Source organism: Aquisphaera insulae, assembly GCF_011064615.1.
GTDB classification, from domain to species: Bacteria; Planctomycetota; Planctomycetia; order Isosphaerales; family Isosphaeraceae; genus Aquisphaera; species Aquisphaera insulae.
Map to the genome: position 1 here is coordinate 39,863 of NZ_JAALJH010000059.1, position 21,488 is coordinate 61,350.

General features: G+C 62.1%; 15 protein-coding genes. 13 read left to right on the top strand and 2 right to left on the bottom strand.

The features are described from left to right. Positions 1 to 84 precede the first annotated feature (84 nt). From G6O54_RS25465 to G6O54_RS25500, 8 genes are all read left to right on the top strand, one after another. Complete coding sequence (locus G6O54_RS25465) at positions 85 to 1,344, top strand: glycosyltransferase family 4 protein (RefSeq protein ID WP_250847081.1); 1,260 nt, start codon at positions 85 to 87, stop codon at positions 1,342 to 1,344. Next, positions 1,341 to 2,309: an O-fucosyltransferase family protein gene (locus G6O54_RS25470; protein WP_165229471.1), complete on the top strand. Its 969-nt coding sequence runs from the start codon at positions 1,341 to 1,343 to the stop codon at positions 2,307 to 2,309. The genes G6O54_RS25465 and G6O54_RS25470 overlap by 4 nt, the downstream gene beginning before the upstream one ends. Before the next feature lie 38 nt (positions 2,310 to 2,347). Then, positions 2,348 to 3,280: a class I SAM-dependent methyltransferase gene (locus tag G6O54_RS25475; RefSeq protein WP_165229474.1), complete on the top strand. Its 933-nt coding sequence runs from the start codon at positions 2,348 to 2,350 to the stop codon at positions 3,278 to 3,280. A gap of 22 nt (positions 3,281 to 3,302) precedes the next feature. Continuing rightward, the gene (locus tag G6O54_RS25480) at positions 3,303 to 3,497 is read left to right on the top strand and encodes a hypothetical protein (protein WP_165229477.1); all 195 of its coding nucleotides are present in this window, start codon (positions 3,303 to 3,305) and stop codon (positions 3,495 to 3,497) included. Positions 3,498 to 3,525: 28 nt separating this feature from the next. Next, positions 3,526 to 4,098, top strand: a complete 573-nt coding sequence (locus tag G6O54_RS25485; RefSeq protein WP_165229480.1) for a hypothetical protein — start codon at positions 3,526 to 3,528, stop codon at positions 4,096 to 4,098. A gap of 79 nt (positions 4,099 to 4,177) precedes the next feature. Beyond that, positions 4,178 to 5,464 carry an O-antigen ligase family protein gene (locus tag G6O54_RS25490; protein WP_165229483.1) on the top strand — a complete coding sequence of 429 codons (1,287 nt, stop codon included), beginning with the start codon at positions 4,178 to 4,180 and terminating at the stop codon, positions 5,462 to 5,464. 149 nt (positions 5,465 to 5,613) lie between these two features. After that, positions 5,614 to 7,005, top strand: coding sequence for a phenylacetate--CoA ligase family protein (locus G6O54_RS25495; RefSeq protein WP_165229486.1), 1,392 nt, complete (start codon positions 5,614 to 5,616; stop codon positions 7,003 to 7,005). A 185-nt stretch (positions 7,006 to 7,190) separates the two neighbouring features. Beyond that, the gene (locus G6O54_RS25500) at positions 7,191 to 8,795 is read left to right on the top strand and encodes a lipopolysaccharide biosynthesis protein (RefSeq protein ID WP_165229489.1); all 1,605 of its coding nucleotides are present in this window, start codon (positions 7,191 to 7,193) and stop codon (positions 8,793 to 8,795) included. Positions 8,796 to 8,850: 55 nt separating this feature from the next. On the opposite strand, the gene G6O54_RS38660 is transcribed toward G6O54_RS25500, so the two are convergent. Then, positions 8,851 to 14,502 carry a PKD domain-containing protein gene (locus tag G6O54_RS38660; protein ID WP_165229491.1) on the bottom strand — a complete coding sequence of 1,884 codons (5,652 nt, stop codon included), beginning with the start codon at positions 14,500 to 14,502 and terminating at the stop codon, positions 8,851 to 8,853. 1,248 nt (positions 14,503 to 15,750) lie between these two features. Here G6O54_RS38660 and G6O54_RS25510 point away from each other — a divergent pair. The 5 genes from G6O54_RS25510 (at position 15,751) to G6O54_RS25530 (ending at position 20,825) form a co-directional block, all read left to right on the top strand. Next, a complete protein-coding gene (locus G6O54_RS25510) occupies positions 15,751 to 16,530 on the top strand; it encodes a hypothetical protein (protein ID WP_165229494.1) in 780 nt (259 codons plus the stop codon). A gap of 358 nt (positions 16,531 to 16,888) precedes the next feature. After that, positions 16,889 to 17,842 carry a GDP-mannose 4,6-dehydratase gene (locus G6O54_RS25515; RefSeq protein ID WP_165229496.1) on the top strand — a complete coding sequence of 318 codons (954 nt, stop codon included), beginning with the start codon at positions 16,889 to 16,891 and terminating at the stop codon, positions 17,840 to 17,842. Between the two features lie 26 nt (positions 17,843 to 17,868). Further along, a complete protein-coding gene (locus G6O54_RS25520) occupies positions 17,869 to 18,834 on the top strand; it encodes an XrtA system polysaccharide deacetylase (protein WP_250847080.1) in 966 nt (321 codons plus the stop codon). 398 nt (positions 18,835 to 19,232) lie between these two features. After that, positions 19,233 to 20,534, top strand: a complete 1,302-nt coding sequence (locus tag G6O54_RS25525) for a nucleotide sugar dehydrogenase (RefSeq protein WP_165229499.1) — start codon at positions 19,233 to 19,235, stop codon at positions 20,532 to 20,534. Between the two features lie 39 nt (positions 20,535 to 20,573). Beyond that, positions 20,574 to 20,825, top strand: coding sequence for a hypothetical protein (locus tag G6O54_RS25530; protein ID WP_165229502.1), 252 nt, complete (start codon positions 20,574 to 20,576; stop codon positions 20,823 to 20,825). Between the two features lie 443 nt (positions 20,826 to 21,268). Here G6O54_RS25530 and G6O54_RS37455 read toward each other — a convergent pair. Beyond that, positions 21,269 to 21,488 (bottom strand): hypothetical protein (locus G6O54_RS37455; protein ID WP_205679039.1); only part of this gene is annotated, 220 nt, incomplete at its 5' end.

The window sequence follows — 21,488 nt, forward strand, 5'->3', positions numbered from 1 at the left end:
AACCGCAGGCCGGGCATCGCGATCCTCGATGAAGAACTTCCTTACCCTCCCGACTCGGGCAAGCGGATCCGCACGTTGAATCTGGTGCGTCGCCTGGCGGATCGCTTTCGCATTGTCTTCATCGGTCACCAGGGACTCGGGCCCGAACAGACCCGCGACGCCGAGGTCTTCCTCCGCGATCACGGGATCGAGCCCGTGGTCGTCGAGTGCTCCGTGGCCGTCAATGGGGGACCACTGTTTTACGGACGTCTGGCGGCTAACCTGTTGTCTCCGCTGCCGTACTCAGTCCAGCGTCACAGCACTGCCCAGATGCAGACGGCCGTGCGCCGGATGGAGATCGAGAGCCGCATCAACCTCTGGCAGGTGGAATGGACTCCCTACGCCCAGAGCTTGAGGGGCCGGGTCCACTCGCCCTGGGTCGTGATGGCCCACAACATCGAGTCCCAGATCTGGCGGAGATATTACGAGACGGAAACCAACCCCTTGAAGAAATGGTACATAGGCCGACAGTTCCGCAAGTACCTGGACTTCGAGCGCGTGATCTTCAACGAAGCGGGCGAAGTCATCGTCGTGAGCGAGCCCGACGCCCGGCTAGCCCACGAGCTCTACGGGAGGTCCGAGGTCGAGGTGGTTAGCAACGGGGTCGACATCGACCACTATCTCCCAGGAACCACTCCGCGGGACTCAAAGGCTATCTTGTACGTCGGCGCTCTTTTCTGGCGCCCCAACCTCGACGCCGTCCAAGTCCTGCTCAGGGAAGTACTGCCACGCGTGCTCGCCGAGGAGCCCGATGCCCGGCTCCAAGTCGTCGGCCGCGACCCCCCCCCATGGCTCGCCGCAGAGGTTGCCCGGGCATCGAATGCCACCCTCTATCCGAGCGTGCCCGACGTCCGCCCCTTCCTCCAGGGATGCGGACTCCTGGCTGTCCCACTCCGCATAGGAGGCGGGTCCCGGCTGAAGATCCTCGAGGCACTGGCCTGCCGCTGCCCGGTCGTTTCGACCAGTGTCGGCAGCGAGGGACTGGACCTGGTCGACGGCCGGGACTATATCCGGGCTGACGACCCCGCGGAGATGGCCGCGGCCATCGTGCGCTGCATCCGTGATCCCCGCCTGGCCAATGAGCTGGCACGATCGGGACGCGACAGAATCCTGGAGAGCTACTCCTGGGACCCGCTGGCCCAGCGGTTGGGAGAAATCTGGGAGACTCGGCTCCGAACGGCCGCACGACCGGGAGCCCCGCCACGGCGACCATGCGGCCTAAGCTCCGGGCAGATCGCCGAAGATCGAGGATGGCCGGCCGGGAGTTCTTCTGAAGAAGAGATCGATTCACGAGGCTTGGCATGATTATCGAAAGCGACTACCTGACCGAAGGGCTTTTCGGCCAGATCTTTATCTGGATGCTAGAGGTCCTGCCCTACATCGAGTCGCGAGGATGGAAGCCAGAATGGCGTATCCGATCCCGCAACTACGGCGACCCTGAGACCGCAAACATCTTTCCCGGTATCATCCGGACCAACTACGATCCCGAGCCGGGAGGCGAAATTCAGTCGTTCGAAAAACTGAATTTCTTTCATAAACATCAGTTCCGGCATAACTACCGGGCGGCCAACCGACTCTGGAACACCTACTTTCGCTTCACGGACGACATCTACGAGCGCCTGTACGCCTTCCAGCGGGAGAACCTCGAGGGCGAGACGGTTCTGGGGATCCACTATCGGGGTACAGATAAGAACGTAGACCGATTCCAGACAAACCCGACCTCCCGCTATCAATTCCTCTGCATTGTGGAGGACTTCCTCCGAGTCCATCCGGATGTCACCTCGGTGTTCGTCGCGTCTGACGACACGCGATTCATCGAGGCCATGTGCGGGTTCCCGCGGGTCCGGTTCTATCAGCAGGCCCGCTCCCAAGACGGGCGGCCGCTGTGGAACGACCAGAAGTGCACCGACAAGCAGGCCCTCGCCAAGGACGCCATCCTCGACAGCCTGACCCTGTCGCACTGCCGGTACGTCCTGAAGAGCATGTCGCAGCTTTCTGCCTTCGTGAAGATCTTCAATCCGGACGTCGAGGCTTATCGGGGATCCGCCTGCAAGCCCGACTGGTTTCCCGAGGCCTACGTGCCGCTTTACCGGAGTGAGGACAGGGCGGTCAAGGGCCTTCTCCGCGTCCTCCAACGTGGAGACGCGCGGGCGCCAATCCACACCAAGGCAATCGAGGCCCCGGAACGAATCGGTAGGCTCGCCTCGCAGGTCTGGAAGCGGCGGGGCACCCTCGCCTCTCGGACGCGGCTGGCCCTGTTCGGCAAGTGACCGGCCGCGCCAGGCCGAAGAGGAGACAGGAGAGGCCCATGGCCACGATCAAGCCCGCCGCCTGGCTGAAGGAACACCAGCGCAACGTCTATTCCCAGGCCGGGGAGGACGGCATCGTCCAGAAGATCCTTGAGTTGCTGCCGCAGAACGACGGCTGGTGCGTCGAGTTTGGTGCCTGGGACGGCGTCGAGTTGTCCAACACCCGCAACCTCATCCGCAACCGGGGCTACTCAGCCGTCCTGATCGAGGGGAGCGTGGAGCGGTTCCGCGCTCTGCAGAGGAACTGCGCCAGTGACCCGAACACCATCGCCATCAATACGTTTATCGGCTTCGAGAAGGACAATGACCTCGACCGAGTCCTGGCCTCGACCCCAATCCCGCCCGATTTCGATTTCCTGTCGATCGACATCGATGGAAACGACTACCACATCTGGCGGGGGATGTCGGCCTACCGGCCGAAGGCGGTGTGCATCGAGTTCAACCCGACGATCCCCCCGCAGCTTCGCTTCGTCCAGCCAGCCGACCCGCGCGTCAACCAGGGCGCGAGCTTGCTCTCGCTGGTCGAGCTGGGCAAGGAAAAAGGCTACGAACTGGTCTCGGCGTCGCGGTTCAACGCGTTCTTCGTCCGGGCCGAGGACTTCCCACTCTTCGAGATCGAGGACAACCGCCCCGAGGCCCTCTGGACCGACCTGGAGAGCATTACCTACCTCTTCTCGGGGTACGACGGCCGGGTCTTCCTGCAAGGTAGCCGCAAGTTCCCGTGGCACAAAATCGCCTTCCGCGAGACAAGGGTCCAACACCTCTCCCGGTTCCTTCAAAGTTATCCCGGCAACTATACAATACTGCAAATGATTGGCTTCGCCATCTATTTGTTGTTGCACGAACCTCGCATGTTCGTCAAGGAATCCGGCGAGAGGCTCCGGCTGCTCCGGCGGCGCTGGGCACGGAGGTTCAAGGGGCGGTCATCCTGATCGACGCCCTGGAGAGCCCAGAATGACCACGCCCGTTACGGCCGACGAAGCTGGCGGGGCGGTGTTGCCCCAAGGCATCGGCATCATGAATCATTTTCAGGCCATTCCAAAAGAGGAGAGCAAGTTTCATGGGAGGGTCGATCTCGGATCCCGTTATGGGGGTGTCCTCGGCCATCACTCGCCTCTCCGGCGCGCGGGTGCCCAGGATCTGCATTGAGACTGGTACTTATCGGGGAGAGAGCACCGTGCGATTCGCCTCGCTATTCAGCGAGGTCCACACCATCGAGTTGAGCGAGCAGTGGCACTCGTTCTCGAAGGAGAAGCTGGCCTCCTACCCCAACGTGACCTGCCACTTCGGCGACAGCGTTGAGGTGCTTCGCACGCTGCTTCCGACCATCGGGGAGCCGGCGGTCTTCTTCCTCGACGCCCACTATTCAGGCGGGACCACCGCCATGGGGTCCGAGGAGGTCCCACTGTTGCGGGAACTGGAGCTAATCTGCCGGCGTGAGCAGAAGGACACTCTGATCATCGACGACTCGCGGCTCATTGGCAAGGCCGGCGAATGCGGCTATGATGGCGACTCGATCTATCCCCGAATGGCCTATGATTGGCGGAACGTGACCACGCGGAAGATTCGGGAGATCACCGGGACGGCACTGCATAACCCCTGGGTCTCCTGGTGGGACAAGATCCTCATCCTGAGGAATCGAGCCCTGCCGCAGGGGCTGCTGACCACCCTCCTGGCCTCACCTTTCAATGTCGTTGATGTTCCCCTCCGTCTGGGCAAGCGGATGGCTCGCGCGACTCTGAAACATTGACGGGCCGCCTGCCGGGGAGACCCACGGGCGGCCGTCAGCACCTCGGCGTAACGGGGCCGAGATTGGAACACGGCTGACGATGATCTATCTGTTGATCGGCTACATGTGGCTGTTTGTCCACCGGCCGTTTGAAATCTGGAGCTGGATGGGTTCTTGGCACATCGAGCGGATCTATCTCATCTTCACTGCGGCGTACTGGCTTATCGGTTCCCCTGGGAAGACCTGGATCAACAACCGGTTGATACCTGCCTTCTTCTTCTTCGGCATCACCTTCGTCCTCGCCTACGTCGCCAGCCCCTACCAGAACTACCTGACCAGCAGCAGGACGTTCGAGGAATATCCCAAGCTCTTCGTCTTTTTCGTGCTGGCCCTCACAAGTATACATAGCGAGCGGGACCTCAGGCTCTTGACGACGGGATATCTCGTCATCCTCGGCCTCTATATGAGCCACTCGCTGCTGGAGTTCCATCGTGGCCGCCACGTCTATCGGATGGGCATCCCGCGCATGATCGGTGTCGACGAAACGTTCAATGACCCCAACACCTTCGCCGCCACGATCCTCTACTCCCTGCCGCTCTCCCTCCCGTTCTGGCCGGAGGCCTCCACGCGACGACGCCTCCTGATCCTCTATTACATGGGCCTATCGGTGGCCTGCATCCTCCTGACGGGATCGCGATCCGGGCTCGCCGGCCTGATCTGCTTCGGCGCCTTGTGCTTCAGGAGGCTACTGGGGAACTGGAAGGTGCTGTTCCTGGTAGCGGCCGCGGTCCCGCTGAGTTGGAGCGTGCTGCCGGATAATCTCAAAGACCGATTCCGTTCGATCTTCGACCCGAGCGTCGGCCCGAAGAATGCCCAGGAGTCGGCGGAGGGGAGATTGACGGGGCTGTACGACGGCATCGCGCTGTGGCAAGGAAGTCCTGTGCTTGGAGTGGGGCCCGGGGCGCACGGGGCGGCGACAGGCCTCGGGATGCAGTCACACAACCTGTACGGTCAGGTGCTTGGGGAGACCGGGACCCTCGGCGCCCTGGGCCTACTGAGCATCATCGCCGGCTTTGCCCTCAACGCGATGGAGGCCCGGCGGCTCGCTCGTCATCGGCCATCGCCCGATTCCCAGTTCCTCGCCGGCCTGTCAATGAGCATTCTAATGTCCGTGGGCCTCCTACTGTTCAAGGGATATAGCGACCACAACCTCTACCGCTACACCTGGCTCTGGTTCGGGCTCTTTCAGGCGGCCGCGGTCCAGTTCCTCAGAGGAACCCCGGAGGGGGCCGAGCCCGTGTGGGAGGACCACGCCGAGGGGGGCGGCGTGAAAGCCCTCCGATCGCGGCGCTGCGTACCGTACGCTGGGGGGACCAGTTCCGTTTAGGATAGGTAGGCCCATCACGCTCGCCTGGCCCGGACGCGCGAGCCCCGAATCCGCGGGACCCGCTCCTCCCACCAGTAGTGTCGAGACGTCCGATAAGCGGGGGTTCCCCCGAAAGCCCGTGACCTTCTGGATCGTGGAGACGAGTTGCCATGGATTTCTACGCCCCCGTTGCACGCGCGTTCATCGGACCGCTCTGGGCCGCCTGGGAGCGCAGCCCTTATCTCCGGCATTTCCGCGAGCTGAAGGACCGGGAGTACGAGGCCGCTCCAGTCGCCCAGAAGAAGCAGTGGGACGTCCTGCGGGGAATGATCCGCCACGCCTTCGATGAGGTCCCATACTATCAGTCCGTCTGGACAGGCGCAGGCATCGACCCGGAGCGGATCCAGGATTGGAATGACTTCGAGAGCATCCCTGTCCTGACCAAGGCCGACATCCGCGCGCACGGACCGGAGCTGATCGCTCGTGGATATGATCGACGTGACCTGAGGAGGAAGGCGACATCTGGCTCGACTGGGGTGTCGCTGGAGGTGTGGGTTGACGAGCCGAGCATGCAGTTCAAGCGGGCTTGCACGCTGCTCGCAGACGAGCGCAGCGGCTGGCGATTCGGCGAGCCGGTGGCGATGATCTGGGGAAACCCCGAGTACCTCAAGCGGGGCTGGCGGGGCCGACTCCGCAACACCCTGCTAGAGAGGGCCCGATACCTCGACACACTCAAGATGGACGAGGAGACGATGGCCCGGTTCGCTGCCGAGTTGACTCGACGCCCCCCCTCTCTGATCTTCGGCCACGCGCACTCCGTCTACCTGTTTGCCGAGTTCGTCCACTCGCGCGGCCTCGGGCCCATCCGCCCGCGGGGAGTCATCACCAGCGCCATGATCCTGCACGACTGGCAACGGCAAGCGATCGAGGGCACCTTCGCCTGCAAGGTCACAAACCGCTACGGGTGCGAGGAAGTAAGCCTGATCGCCTCCGAGTGCGAGCGACATGAAGGGTTACACGTCAATGGCGATGGTGTCTATGTCGAACTTATCCGGGACGGCCGGCCCGTGGGGCCGGGTGAACCGGGCTCGGTGGTCGTGACAGACTTGACCAACCGCGCCATGCCAATCATCCGCTACCAGGTGGGGGACGTCGCCAGTTGGGCCGACCATCCTTGCTCTTGCGGTCGCGGGATGCCCCTGCTCGAGAGGGTCGAGGGACGAGAGGCCGATTTCGTCTCGACGATACACGGAGAGCTCATTTCCGGAATCTCCTTGACCGAGAACTTTGCGATGTTGGTTCCCGGCATCGCTCAACTACAGATCATCCAGGAGGAGTTCGATCGATTCACATTTCGGATCGTCAAGGGAGATGACTTCGGACCCGAGAGTCTAAGCCGAATAGCGGAACTCGTGGCTCAAAGATTCGGGCAAGAAAGCAAATTCGACTGCGAGTTCGTCGGAATGATACCCCAGGAGCCTTCGGGGAAATATCGCTTCTGTATATCCAAACTTCCTAATGCATTCTCGGATCACAAAATCAGTGTTGTCTCAATCCAATAGTCGCAACATTTGTACGCTGCGTCGTGAATACTACCAACAACTACGGAGTAACCGTCCGCGTGGAAAAATCAATCCCGGCACGAAGCCTCGCCAGCTAAGGGGTCATCATCTGGCCGAATGTAACCCTGACCGACGACCGTCTCCCGCAGCCCCTGGCTCGCGGTCTTCGCGCGTGGATGCACAGCATGGAGCAAGAGATCACAAATAGCGCCTCGCCTCTCGACGGAGAGCAGCGGCGGACAGCCTCGGCGGGTCGTGGCGGCATGGCCTCCGCTCCGCAACGACGACGTCCGCGACTCGCGGTCAGTTCCGCAGTCAACTGGCTCGGCTTCGCCGCCAGGATCATCGTCTCCTTCTTCATGGCACCCATCCTGATACACGGCCTGGGGGATCGCCGCTATGGAATGTGGTCTCTCGTCGAGTCAGTGATTGCCTATCTATCACTGTTTGATTTGGGACTTGCCGTGACTCTCGTCCGTTTCGGGGCTCGATTTGAGGCCCAGCGGGATTGGCGATCCTTCAATCGAGTCTACAGCACCACCCTGATCCTGTTCGCTGGCATCGGCTGGATTGTGTTCGGAATCACCCTTGTTCTCGCGTTGGGTTGGGAACGTCCACTCGGTGTCCCCACCGACCTCTCGGCTGAAATTCGCTACCTGTTGCTCCTGCTTGGGCTAAACATGGCACTCAGCCTACCACTGGGTGTCTACTCAACGCTCTTCGATGCACTTGGCCAATACCCGACCAAGGTCGCGATCCGCACTTCCTGGACATTAGTCTCGGCCGCCCTGCTCGTGACGGCCATCCGATCCGGGCACGGTCTGATCACGGTAGGACTTGTTACCGTCGCTTGTACCCAGGCCGAGAACTTGATGATGGCCGCGGTGATCCACCGGCTCGTTCCCGATCTTCGCTTTTTGGCCAGTTCCGTAAACCGAAAGTCGATCCGAGAAATCTGGGGTAACAGTGCCTATGCTCTCGTCGCCATGATCGCGGGCAGGATCTCCTTTCAGACCGATGCCCTGGTCATCGGTGGCTTCCTGGCCCCCCAGTGGATCACGTTCTTCGTAATTGCCGCTCGATTGGTGGAGTATTCGAAGGATGCGGTCCGGGCGTTCACATTGCCTTTCACATCGGCGTTCAGCGCCCATGAAGCGGCCGGTGACATTCGGGCGATCCAACGATCATTTCTGACGGGCACTCGGGCGATGCTCTGGATCATGGCCCCTGTGCAAGCTGGCCTCCTGACATTGGGGAAGTGCTTCCTTGCTCTGTGGGTGGGGCAAGACCATGCCTCCTCATCGTTCCCAGTGCTTGTCATATTGGCCTTACCACTAATGCCCTTCGTGGCCCAGATCGTCGCGGCTCGAGTGCTTTATGGATTGGGACGCCTTTCCATGTTCTCAATCATAGTGTCATCGGAAGCGATCGTGAACCTCTTGGGTAGCCTGGCCCTGATTCGCCCGCTCGGAATCCGAGGAGTCGCTCTGTCTACGACGGTGCCGAACCTGGTGGCGAACATTTTCGTGATTGCCATGGTATGTCGACTTCTAGACATTCGGATTCGAGACTATGTGATCTTGTCGTGGGCGAAGCCGACTCTCCTCGGTGCAGCTGTCTTCATTGCATGGTTTTCACTCAACCATATCTTCCCGATCGATTCGTGGACGTCCTTCCTGAGCGTCGGCCTCTTAGGTACGATCGCGTATGCTGGCGTCGCGCTCCTCTGGGAGTTGGGCCGGACAAGGATCCAGGAGTGGGCAAGATTCTCGGCCACTCCTGTCCCTTAGCAGAGGAGCCGACTCCAATCGATTGAGAGGAGGGGTATCCAAGCCTGGAGAGTCGTCAGAGCGTGATGCCGATGCTCTGGTTCCCCGTCAGTTCGACTACTTGGGACTGAGTCCTGTTTCCCGCCGTGACCTTCACCGTGAACGGGCCTAAGTTGGTAGTCGTGACCTTGGAAGGATCGGCCCCCGGCTGTGCGTACAGAGTCGCGAGCACCATGATGCCGGTGAACCGCCCTTCGGCGTTGCTGGTGCCGGAGTAGACCAATCTGTTATTGCCATCGAAGACGCTCACGTTGGCTCCTGAGACCGCATTGCCAGAGGAACCGGTGACCGTGCCGTTGAGTTGCCAGCCGATCGTGACATCTTCTGCCGCATTGCCGAGGAATGTGATCCTCGGCGTCGCCCCGTTGGTGTAGTTCATACTAATCAGGCGGATATTATGTGTAGTATTTGCCCAGCTTCCGGCCGCAATGCTCGTGTAAGTCATTGCCGCACCGCTGGCTGACTTGGCGATCGTATTCCCTGTGAATGTGACATCCTGATTTAGCAGCCCGTAGGAGTCGTTGTCACCTATGTTCAATGACGTCACGTTGCTCTCGAAAGTGTTGCCGATGAGAGTCAGGCCGGTACCGGCATCGAGCCCGGAGATCGATAGCCCCAGAGCACTGGAGGCGTAGGGGCCCGAAAGGTTGGGGGCTGGCGACAACACGATCCCCTTGAAAGTGTTGTTTTGCAGGATCACATTCGAGTTCTGGTTCTGACCTGAGCCATTCAAGAACGTGAGCCTTGCACCGATCGCACTCCAATCCTGGTCCACGGAAGTATGAGCATAGAACATGTTATTGTATATATTTATATTGCTTACAGTGCCAACTCTCGCCCTGATCCGCAAGGCGGTCGCTTCCATCGAGGTCTGCCCGTACTCCAGGAACGGATGTTCCTGCACATCGACGGAATTGTCGTGGATCGTCCCGTTCGTGATAACCCCAGAGTCAATGCCGTCCAGCATGATACCGCGGCCGTTGACCTGGACGATCGTGTTGTTTGCGACCTCGAACGAGTCAACTCCTGGGGCGAACGCGATGGCGTAACTATCGGTGACTAGTGCACTAATGCGAATATCGTTGTTCTTGATAATGATCGAGGAAAAGTTGGTCCTCGAAGCTCTTTGATACCCGGAGACAACGATCCCCCCCGCAAGACTGCCGCTGATGTGGTTCCCCTGGATGTTGAGCGCCCCTTGAGATCGCTGCAACTCGATGGCCGGCCCGTCGTGCATGCGGTTCGTCATGCGGAGAATGCCGCCTGTGATCGTACTGTTGGTGATCGTGGCTCCGTTTGTCCAGTATCCGTCGATGCCCGAGGCATCATTGCCATTGACGAAGATCGCAACATTTTTCACGGTGAAACCGCCGGTCATCTCCTCCAGGAAAAGTGCTGAGTTGGCGTATGCGAAGGCCTGGCCAGCGGCAATCGTCCCGTTCTCGATCGTGAAATTCTGGACACGGCCCACGTTGGCCAAGACCGAAGGAGTTTGGAGTTGTGTGCCGAATTTCCAGTAATCAGGCGAGGCGACGACGCCATAGTCGCCCGAAGGGACGAGCATGGAATAGTCGGCGTCCGCGATGAACGTCTGGCCCCCCACGGCCGTGACATCCACCTTCAACTTGACGGCGTTGGTGGTCGTCGGTGTGAATGTGACTACCGGAGCATAACCACGAGTCGCCGAGGCCGAATTCGCACTCCCAAGCACTGCCCCGGTCACGGTGTCGATCACGGAAAGCGTCACCGTAGCTTCCTGGTTGTTCACTGCGGGAACTTTCACGCTGATCACTGCAGTGTAGTCGCGGTTAGCCTGGGGGATGGTGATCGCACTGGAGACGATAGTCGACGTGCCGGTGATCCCCGGAATCTCGAGAAGTTGGTTGCCCCACCAACCGGTTTGCCAGTTTGCTGTGGACGTGGTCTTGATCGTCGCCCCGGGTGCGTTAGAAACATCCCAACTTGGGGGAGCCTGACCGGGGGTTCCTGTTTCGAATCCTCCATTCGGGACCACGATCGGCGAGCTATTGCAGTAAGTGATCGTGTGACCATTGAGGTCGAAGGTAATGCCGCTGGCTAGTGCGATGAATGCGGTGCCGCTTGTCGTGACATCCGTCTGGAGTTGGTAGGTCACGCCCGGTTTAGTTAGGTAGTATGGTGCGGGACCGTTAGCTTGAAGCCACGTCGCATCGATGGGAATCACCGTTGCCGCAACAATCACGATGGTGGCTGTGGATAGCACGCTGGTTCCTCCGTCCTTGTCTGTGACCGTTAGGCCCACGGTGTAGGTGCCCGGCGAACTGTAGCTATGTGAAGGGGTCTGGCCCGTTCCTGTCGTCCCATCGCCGAAGGCCCAATTATACGCGAACCCCGCGAGCAAGTCAGCCGTGTTGGGATCCTTCGCCGATCCCACGAAGGCCACGGGCGATCCGACATTTCCGTTAGTTGGTCCGGAGATCGAGGCTGTCGGTGCGACGTTTGCGACGTTGACCACCATGGTGGAAGTGGCGGTGCTGCCGGCGCTGTCTGTCACGGCCAGGACAACGTTGTATATACCGTTGTCGGCATAAGTATGAGTCGGAGTGAGCGTTCCGGTTGCCGTTGCACCGTCGCCGAAGTTCCAGTACATGGCGGTATATGGAGCGGATCCTCCAGTGACCGCGCCAGCGAACGTCACGCTGGTGTTCTCAGTGGTTGTGAGTGCTCCGCCTGCGCTGACCGTCAGAGATGATGAAGACGTGATCGTTAAGGTGGATGTCGCGGCCGTGCTCACGCCACCGTCCTTGTCCTTCGCCGTCACCGAAACCGTGTAGTTGCCGGCCGAGGCATAGGCGTGCGTCGGGGTCGCGCCGGTGCCGGTCGTGCCGTCGCCGAAGTTCCACGCATACGTGAAGCCGGCGGCCGTGTCCGCCGGGCTCGGGTCCGTCGCCGTGGCCTTGAACGACACCGGCGTGCCCGCGGTCCCGGTCGACGGCGCATTGAGAGTGGCGGTCGGCGTCACGTTCGCCACCGTCACGACCGTGCTCGAGATACCGCTACGGCCCAGGGCATCAGTCACGGTCAGAGTCGCTGTGTACGTACCCTGATCGGCATAGACGTGCGAGGGGGCCAGGGGGCCCGAGAGTGAGGTCGCCGTCGCCGGTTCGATGAAAAGGCCGCCGATCACGGCGTTCGCACCCGCCAGGCACGTCACCTTGAACTGGACGTGACCACCCAGGTTCCAGCTCACGTACTGACCGCCCGAAAAACCGCTCACCGTCCGGCTATCCAGCACCACCCCGGTCGAGGCATCGACCACGTCGATCCGCTCCGAACGCTTCGTCGTATCATAATCCATCAGGTACAGCGACAGACGGTGAGCCTGGCCGTCGGTCAGATTCACGTCCACCGTGAAAGAGGAGCCGTACCAGCACGCGGCAACCCGCGTCGTCGAACCTGCCGCCGTCTTCTGGAGGGCCCGCACGTCCGTCGTGGACGAGGCCCACGTGTAGGACCACTGGCCGGAAGGGGTCACGGCCGCGTAGGACGGATAGCTCGAAGCGTCACCCAGCACGTTGTAGCCAGCGAGACCGTAGACTCCCTTCCAGTTCCCCTGCGTCGCGGTGTCCGTTCCGATGTAGGTGGCCGCGTTCCCACTGACGGTCTTCCCGCTGAACGAGGTGCCGTCGCCGTAGTTCCACGTGTAGGTGTACGGGCCCGTCCCGCCGGCAACCGACCCGACCAAGGTCATCGAAGACCCCTCGTTCCCCGCCAGAGGCGTGCCTGCGCTGATGACCAGGGCCGACGTGATCGTCACGACCTTGGTGACGGCGGTGCTCACACCACCGTCCTTGTCCTTCGCCGTCACCGAAACCGTGTAGTTGCCGGCCGAGGCATAGGCGTGCGTCGGGGTTGCGCCCGTGCCGGTCGTGCCGTCGCCGAAGTTCCACGCATACGTGAAGCCGGCGGCCGTGTCCGCCGGGCTCGGGTCCGTCGCCGTGGCCTTGAACGTCACCGGCGTGCCCGCGGTCCCGGTCGACGGCGCATTGAGGGTCGCGGTCGGCGCCACGTTCGCCACCGTCACGACCGTGCTCGAGATACCGCTACGGCCCAGGGCATCAGTCACGGTCAGAGTCGCTGTGTACGTACCCTGATCGGCATAGACGTGCGAGGGGGCCAGGGGGCCCGAGAGTGAGGTCGCCGTCGCCGGCTCGATGAAAAGGCCGCCGATCACGGCGTTCGCACCCGCCAGGCACGTCACCTTGAACTGGACGTGACCGCCCAGGCTCCAGCTCACGTACTGACCGCCCGAAAAACCGCTCACCGTCCGGCTATCCAGCACCACTCCGGTCGAGGCATCGACCACGTCGATCCGCTCCGAACGCTTCGTCGTATCATAATCCATCAGGTACAGCGACAGACGGTGAGCCTGGCCGTCGGTCAGATTCACGTCCACCGTGAATGAGGAGCCATACCAGCACGCGGCAACCCGCGAGGTCGTACCCGCCGCGGACTTCTGAAGGGCCCGCACGTCCGTCGTGGACGAGGCCCACGTGTAGGACCAATGGCCGGAAGGGGTCACGGCCGCGTAGGACGGATAGCTCGAAGCGTCACCCAGCACGTTGTAGCCAGCGAGACCGTAGACTCCCTTCCAGTTCCCCTGCGTCGCGGTGTCCGTTCCGATGTATGTGGCGGTGTTCCCGCTGAACGAGGTGCCGTCGCCGTAGTTCCACGTGTAGGTGTACGGGGCCGTTCCACCGGCCAACGTGCCGGTGAAAGGCACGCTGCTTCCCTCGTTGACCGTCTGGTTGGAGCCGGCGTTCGCCGTCGGCGCCGCGTTCACGTTGACGGTCACCGGACTTGCCGAGACGAGGCCGTTCGCGTCCACTATCGTGAGCATCGCGGTGTAGGTGCCGGGCGTGGTGTAGGTATGGGTCGGTTGGAGAGAGCCGCTCGACGTCGGTGTCGAGTTGCTTCCGTAATCGCCGAAATACCAGCTCACGCCCAGCGGGCCAGTGCCGCTGGCCTTTGCCTGGCTGAAGGCGACCGCAGCGCCAACATCCGTTGTGATCGCTGACCCTGCGCTGGCCATCGGCACCTGCACGGTCCCTGGAAGGATCGACAGTCCGTCGAGCCAGAAGTAGGAAGAGCTCTGGTTCAGGTTCTGAACCTGCATAGCGAGCCGCCCACCGGTGACCTTGACCTGGTAGGCCGGCGTGATGAATTGCCCGGGCGACGTGGCGATGCCCGAGGCGACCTGCTGCCCGTTGAGCCAGACGGCCACCTGGCTCTGCGAGGCGGTCAGCCTGCCCAGCGTTGGAGCCACGGTGTAGGTCCCGTTGGGCAGGTCAACCAGGAACGTGGCATTGTTCGAGTAGGCGAAGTCGCTGGTCACGGGGTTGGAGTTGGGCCACCAGTCACCTCCCCCGTAGACGCCGTTGCTGCTCTGCCAACCAAATCCTGTGGTTGTGCTGTAAGCCGCATTGGAGGCCCCGGTGTAGCCAGGAGCCACGGCATAGCCTGTCGGGCCGAAATCGAACTGAAGCGAGCCAGCGATGCTCAGGAGCTGACGGTCCTCGAGGACCTCGAATCGCGGTCGGGGCCGGTCACGGCGAGATCGGGTCCTTGCGGCGCCGACACTCTGGATGCGTGAATCGCTGCTGTGGCGCGGAAGGTGGCTAGACCACATGGGCGGCGAGCTCCAGTCGGAGGGATTCCCCGGAGGTGAGATCTCACGGCGTGTATGCGGGGACGGGGGTCGATCCCGAGCTCGGAAGGGGTTCATCACCGAACCGGGCCTGTGGGGGAACTCCATCCCCTCCAATCAAGAGAACCCTAGATTCAAGATGCTCCGTTTGCAAAAGCGATCTTTCTTTTTTTATGCGACCGGGACAGCCCTGTGGCGATGGACCGCGTCGTCCGGGCCCGTACCTACGAACCGGGCCCCAGTAAGGCACGGGCGGATCGGATGAGGCCCATGGTGACGCATCGAAATGCTGGCTCGGTCGGCGGAGCCGGGGAAATCGTGGCATGAATCAGGTACATCCGCATGGTGCCCTTGATGCTCTCGAGACGGCCCACCAGGAGACCGTCCGGCGATCTGCGCATGGACGAAGATCAGTTCGTGCGGCGGAGCTGGCCCGACGCCGACCTTTCCCAACCGAACGCGGCCCTCGGCCGCTTTTCCAGCCTTGATACCGAATCGCTACTGCCGCCGGATCAACGCGTGCCCATCCTCCCGGCCTGCCACTTCGCTGTAGACTCGATTTGCCGCATCACTGCAAGGGCCCCGGTCTTCTCCCCATCTCTTGCTGATCAGCCGCGTCCACCTCCACCGGCATGGCCGCATTCAACGCAATCGGGTCCGGCGACCCAATCCTGACAACCGGCCGCCTCCATCCGGTCTTGCCCAGCCATGGCGCGAGGAGGCTCACCGTATCTCCATCCCGAGTGCGCCCGACGGAGGCCGCCGATCGCGACCGGCCCTTTCGTCGCCACACGATCCGCGACGGTCCTTGGCTTTCGCAGGCCTCTGCGGAGACGAGAAAACGTCGCTGAAGTACCGCAGAAGATAGATCGCCCGTCTTGGACCAGAGGCCGACATTATTCCGCACCCGAAAGCTGGCCGTCAAGACAAAAAATCGTCGCACTTTCATTTAATTCCCAATCAATGTGTCTTGTCTTGATGATTGGTCGTCAGCATGACCGGAGCGTTGCGAGACTCGATGTCCGAGTCGAGCCCTCAGGATTGCCCCCGTATGAGCTATTGAGCATCTAGACATCGTTGTCGGCATGATGGGCCCGACCACGGCATACGACTCATCGTTCCAGAGTCTGGGATGTCGGACGAGATTTCAGAGTAAGAACCATGATGTTTCCAGGATGCCACGTGCGTGCTCTCACGAATTGACCTGGGGGGATTCGGTCAATGTGCTGCATGTCATTGAGCCTGACATTGCTCCTTTTCCTCTCCTCGCAGCCAGCTCCAGGTCGGGCCGGCACCATCTCTGAACGGGAGGTCTGGGACATCATTCGTTCACCCGATGGCGACATCGCCTTCTCGATGCCGTCGAGACCGGATCGCGAGACGCGAAATGCCCGCGGCACCGAGGGCCCGCTCGAGATCCTTTCCTACTCCTGCTCGGTCGATGGCGTGGACTACCGGCTTCAGCGAATTCGTGCCCCCCGAGCAATCCCTCCCAACCAGATTCTTCCCCAGCTCGATCTCCTCAAGCCGCGCTATCTCACGGTAGGAACTCGACTCATCAAGGAGTCACCGATCGTCGTGGATGGTGTCATCGGCGATGACCTCACGTACGTGCCTCCTTCGCCCCCGCACCAGGCCGCCGCGACTTTACGAACTCGCCACTTCATGCGCGGTTCTTTCTACTATGCCCTGACCGTCACTTCACAACCCGGCAAGCCCCTACCTGACTCCGCCGCCCGCTTTCTCGCATCGCTCACGTTCGAAGCCGTCGTCCGTGAGCACCAAGCTCGAATGAAGGCACCCTCGAGTTCGCCAGACCGGTCCGGCACCGGGCCACAACTGTCCCCATCCCGCCCCGGTCGCCCCGCTTCCCGAGTGCCGGGCAATCCCGCAGTTAAGCCCCGGGTGCAGTCGTCGCGCGAACGGCTCGATGAGTCCTGGTCCGAGAGCATCGTATCCGTTAACGAAGCTGACTCGTCCAAGCCAGATGAAGAGAATCCGCGTCAATAAACTAGAAAGCAATTATCAAGTTTGATTATTTATGCATAGACCTTATCTATGCTATGGTCAACGGCTCCTCATTCATCCCGCCAAAACCTTGCGACGTCGATCGGCAATCCCGGAACTCGAGGTTTCTTGTCAGCCTGGCGTGCGTGAATAGGTCGTTTCTTGGCACATCCTTCCATTTCGATGTGATCCGTTCTATCTTGATGGAAGTCCCACAAGCACACCATCATCGAATCACGCAGGATTGCTGAAAAAACGAGCGATCTCGACGTTCGGAGGGAAGTTCGGCCGTGAAGCGAACGCAGGCACGGGTGGGCCGCGAGGATGGTGATTCGTTCTGGTTTCCGGGGAGGGGAGAGTAATGCGAGCGATCGTCACCGGAGGGGCCGGATTCATCGGGTCGCACCTGGTCGACCGGCTGCTGGCCGACGGCGCGGACGTCCTCGTCGTGGACAACTTCGACCCGTTCTACTCCCGGGAGGTCAAGGAGGCGAACCTGACCATGGCCTTGCGGAACCCGCGGTGCCGGCTGGCTGAGCGGGACATCCGCGACGGGTTCGAGGCCCAGGTTCTGGTGGAAGAGTTCCGCCCGGATGTGATCGTTCACCTCGCCGCGCGAGCGGGGGTGCGGCCCAGCATCGAGGCGCCGGGACTCTACGCCGATGTCAACGTGACCGGCACTGTCCGATGGCTCGAGGCTGCCTGCCGGCTCCAGCCTCGGCCTCGGTTCGTGTACGCGTCGAGCTCGAGCGTCTATGGCGACCGCCCCGACGCCCCTTTCCACGAGTCCGACCCGGTCGACCGCCCCATCAGCCCGTACGCGGCGACCAAGAAGGCGTGCGAACTGCTCGCCTACACCTTTCATCACTTGCACGGCCTGCCCGTCACAGGGTTGCGGTTCTTCACCGCGTACGGGCCGCGCAACCGCCCCGATCTGGCGATCGCCAAGTTCACTCGGCTGATCGATCGCGGCGAGCCCGTCCCGATATACGGCGACGGGACGAGCCGGCGCGACTACACGTTCGTCGAGGACATCGTCGACGGCATCGTCCGGGCGATCGACCGATGCCGGGCCCATCATCTGTACAACCTGGGGAACTCGAACCCCGTCGAGCTGGATCGGCTGATCAAGGCGATCGGCGCGGCGCTGGGGAAGGAGCCGGTGGTCCAACGCCTGCCCGAGCAGGCGGGGGACGTCCAACAGACGTATGCCGACACCAGCCAGGCTGCGGCCGAACTTGGATACGTGCCAAGGACCTCACTCGCCGAGGGGATAGCCCGATACGTCGAATGGTATCGAGCGACCGCGTCATGAAGCGTCACGCACAAGGGAGCCCGACGATGAAAGAGGAGATGAGCCCCGCGATCGCGAGGCCGGCTCTCGAGGAATCGCGGCCCGGCCCCGCGAAGCCGGTCGGGAATGGAGCCTTACCCGTCGTCTTGAGCCTCGACATCGAGGAGCACTACCGGATCGAGGCCGCGGCCGGGCTGGACGTCCCTCCGTCGCTCCAGGTGGTGTACCGGCGCCGGATGGCCCGGACGACGGACTGGCTCCTCGAGAAACTCGCGAGTCGGAACATCCGGGCGACTTTCTTCATCCTCGGCCAGATCGCCAAAGGCGACCCCGGGCTGATTCGCGCAATCGCCGGCGCGGGCCATGAGGTTGCCAGCCATGGTTGGGATCACAGGCGCATACTCACCATGGACCGGCCTCAGTTTGTGGAGGACATCCGTCGCAGCAAGGATGCTCTCGAGCAGGCATCAGGGACGCCCGTTCTGGGGTATCGGGCGCCGACATTCAGCATCGTCCGTCGGACGGCATGGGCCATCGACGTGCTTGCGGAAGCTGGATTCCTCTATGACTCGTCCATTTATCCAGTGCATCATGACAGGTATGGCGTACCAGACGCACCCCGTCACCCTTTCCAGGTCCGGGGAGTCGAGCGGGAGATTCTCGAGATCCCACCGGCAACGCTGGGGCTCGGGAGGTTGAACGTTCCTATCGGCGGCGGGGGCTACTTCCGGCTCCTCCCGTATCCACTGACCTGGCTGGCGCTCGCATTTTCGCGGCGGGATCGACAATGCATCGGCTCAATGCTCTATTTTCATCCCTGGGAGTTCGATCCGGACCAGCCCGCCCTGCCGTTGAGGGGATTGAGCCGATTCCGAACTTATGTCGGGATCCGGCGTGGCCAGCGCCGTCTTGCCAGCCTGATGGCCGATTTCTCGTTCGTGCGGGGGATTGATCTGGCCAGAAGGTTGATCGAGCGTTCGGAGGGATTACCGGCGTTCTGCCTCACGTCTTGAGCAAGATCGCAAGGTTGGGTGTTTTTTTGCCCGAGCGATCGCGGAGCGAGGGAATTCTCGAGACTTTTCTCTCAACCCGACCACTCCGAGACGGTTACCTGCGGCGGAAGCGCTCCTCCGTCCGAGACGGAAGCGTCAGCGTCGGTCTTCCTTGAAAATCCCCAATCCGCCGCGGCCTCGTCTCGACTCGTCGCGATCGTTCTCACTTTCGCATTGGCCTGGGTATCCGTTGCTGACGCTTCCGGCTCGGACGGAGGGTTCGCGACCTGTCGGGTTGGGCGAGGAGTGGCGAATACTCCCTGGTCGTCAATACCAATGATCGGTACATGTGCACTTAAGAGGGAAAATCAATGATCGACCCGAAATCGACCGGCTCCGGATCTCGACAGCACGACCTGATGAGCAAGATCGAGTCCGGGAAGGTGCGTGTGGGGGTCATAGGTCTTGGCTACGTGGGCCTTCCGCTGGCGCGAGCGTTCACCGACATGGGGATCGCGGTTTTGGGTTTCGATACGGACCCAGCCAAGATCGAGAAGCTCAACCGGGGAGAGGGCTACATCGGTCACATCCCGGACGACGTGATTTCTCGCATGAGGGAGCGCCGCTTCGAGGCGACTAACTCGCTCTACCGGCTGGATGAGCCGGACGTGATCATCATCTGCGTACCGACCCCTCTAACGGAGTCACGCGAGCCCGACCTGACGTACGTCGTCAATTCCGTGAGGTCCATCGCGTCGCGGCTCAGGCCCGGGCAACTCGTCATCCTGGAGAGTACCACCTACCCCGGCACGACCCGAGAGGTCGTCCTACCTCTGCTCGAGGCCCGGGGCCTGAAAGCCGGAGAGGACTTCTTCCTGGCCTTCAGCCCCGAGCGAGAAGACCCCGGCAACCCACAATTCTCCGCCCCGACCATCCCCAAGGTCGTCGGCGGACTCGACCCGACGAGTCTCAAGCTGGCCGCCGCACTCTACGCCAAGGTTGTCGTCCGGGTCGTGCCGGTCTCAAGTCCCGAAGTCGCAGAGGCCTGCAAGATACTCGAGAACACCTACCGCGCCGTCAACATCGCGCTGGTCAACGAGCTCAAGATGCTCTATGACCGGATGGGGATCAACGTCTGGGAGGTCATCGAGGCGGCGAAGAGCAAGCCGTTCGGCTTCAGCGCGTTCTACCCGGGGCCCGGCCTGGGAGGCCACTGCATCCCGATCGATCCCTTCTATCTGACCTGGGCGGCCCGGAAGCATGGCATGGCGACCCGTTTCATCGAATTGGCCGGCGAAGTCAACACCTCCATGCCGTCCTACGTCGTCAACAAGATTGCAGATGCCTTGAATGAGGATGGGAAGCCCATCAACCGAAGCAAGATCACGATCTTGGGGATGGCGTACAAGAAGGATGTGGACGACCCCCGAGAATCCCCCGGATTCGAGCTGATGGAACGGCTGCTCCAGAAGAACGCCATCGTCGAGTACAACGATCCGCATATCCCGGTCCTTCCCTCGATGCGGCACTATCCCGATCTACGCATGGCAAGCCAGGAGCTGACTGCTGATTACTTGCGCTCGCGTGATTGCCTCCTGGTGTCCACGGATCACTCCGCTTACGACTGGCAGTGGATTGCCCAGCACGCCGGGCTGATCGTCGACACGCGCAATGCCCTGAAAGGAGTCGGGGAGTCCAAGGCTAGAATCGTGCTCGCCTAAGGGGCCGTCCACGAACAGGTTCCAGGTCTCTGGTACACGATGAACCTGCTCCTGAGCCGGCTCGAAGAGCAGCAGCGGTGCTGGTTCGCCGCGGTCGATAGCGCCCGGATCGGCCACGGCGGCGACCGCTTCATCTCCGCGGTCACCGGCCTGCACATCGACACGATCCGCCGGGCTCGCGGGGAGCTGGCCAGCACCCGCGAGGGTCGCCCCGCCAACCGCGTCCGACTTCCCGGCGGAGGACGACCCTCGCTCGAGAAAAGTCGCCGGAGATCGTCCCGCTACTCGTGACGATTGTCGGTCCGCAGACCGGCGGCGACCCGATGGGCCGCAGCCGGTTCGTCCGCCGCAGCCCGCGGGCCCTGGCCCGGGAGGCGGCAGCGGGCCAGGCCGCCGGATTTGGGGGCCGGCGGTCCCTTCGGCACGGTCCCGCCGATGGCCCCGACGACCTTCTCGACGTGGGCCCGGTCGCGGAAACAGGCCGGCAGAACCGGCTCGGGGTCGCCCCCCGAGACGACGTGGGATTTCGTCGCCAGGATCGCGACCTTTCTCCTCTCGCCAGGCCGCGTCGTTGGCCCCGGGGCCGTCGACCTCGACGACCGCCATGGCCGGTCGCGTCGCGACGCGCGGCTCGAGCGTGACGGCTTGGGATCGCTCCGCCCGCTCATCCCGCACCGCCCGCAACTGCTCGCCGAACTCGCGGGCGATACGGTCGAGCAGCCGGCCGCTGATGCTCACATCGGCCAAGTCGGCGACGCCTCGCGGACGGAGGGCTCGCGGGCAGCGGAGCGGACGAACTTGCGGAGCACCGAGAGGCTGTAGCCATGGGGCGTCAGCCGCATCGTCGGCCGCTCACGGGAAAAAAACCGGCTCATCCGGCCGAAGCGCGCGCCGGGCTCGGAAATCCGCCATCCACGGGCGTGGGCATGCGCATCTTTTGTAGGGTGCGTCAAG

Bases quoted from the DNA above. Each gene is read 5' to 3' on its own strand.
- G6O54_RS25480 (WP_165229477.1), top strand. From the start codon at position 3,303: ATGACCACGCCCGTTACGGCCGACGAAGCTGGCGGGGCGGTGTTGCCC.
- G6O54_RS25510 (WP_165229494.1), top strand. From the start codon at position 15,751: ATGTCATTGAGCCTGACATTGCTCCTTTTCCTCTCCTCGCAGCCAGCT.
- G6O54_RS25470 (WP_165229471.1), top strand. From the start codon at position 1,341: ATGATTATCGAAAGCGACTACCTGACCGAAGGGCTTTTCGGCCAGATC.
- G6O54_RS25515 (WP_165229496.1), top strand. From the start codon at position 16,889: ATGCGAGCGATCGTCACCGGAGGGGCCGGATTCATCGGGTCGCACCTG.
- G6O54_RS25525 (WP_165229499.1), top strand. From the start codon at position 19,233: ATGAGCAAGATCGAGTCCGGGAAGGTGCGTGTGGGGGTCATAGGTCTT.
- G6O54_RS25490 (WP_165229483.1), top strand. From the start codon at position 4,178: ATGATCTATCTGTTGATCGGCTACATGTGGCTGTTTGTCCACCGGCCG.
- G6O54_RS25475 (WP_165229474.1), top strand. From the start codon at position 2,348: ATGGCCACGATCAAGCCCGCCGCCTGGCTGAAGGAACACCAGCGCAAC.
- G6O54_RS25530 (WP_165229502.1), top strand. From the start codon at position 20,574: ATGAACCTGCTCCTGAGCCGGCTCGAAGAGCAGCAGCGGTGCTGGTTC.
- G6O54_RS25500 (WP_165229489.1), top strand. From the start codon at position 7,191: ATGGAGCAAGAGATCACAAATAGCGCCTCGCCTCTCGACGGAGAGCAG.
- G6O54_RS25520 (WP_250847080.1), top strand. From the start codon at position 17,869: ATGAAAGAGGAGATGAGCCCCGCGATCGCGAGGCCGGCTCTCGAGGAA.
- G6O54_RS38660 (WP_165229491.1), bottom strand. From the start codon at position 14,502: ATGTGGTCTAGCCACCTTCCGCGCCACAGCAGCGATTCACGCATCCAG.
- G6O54_RS25495 (WP_165229486.1), top strand. From the start codon at position 5,614: ATGGATTTCTACGCCCCCGTTGCACGCGCGTTCATCGGACCGCTCTGG.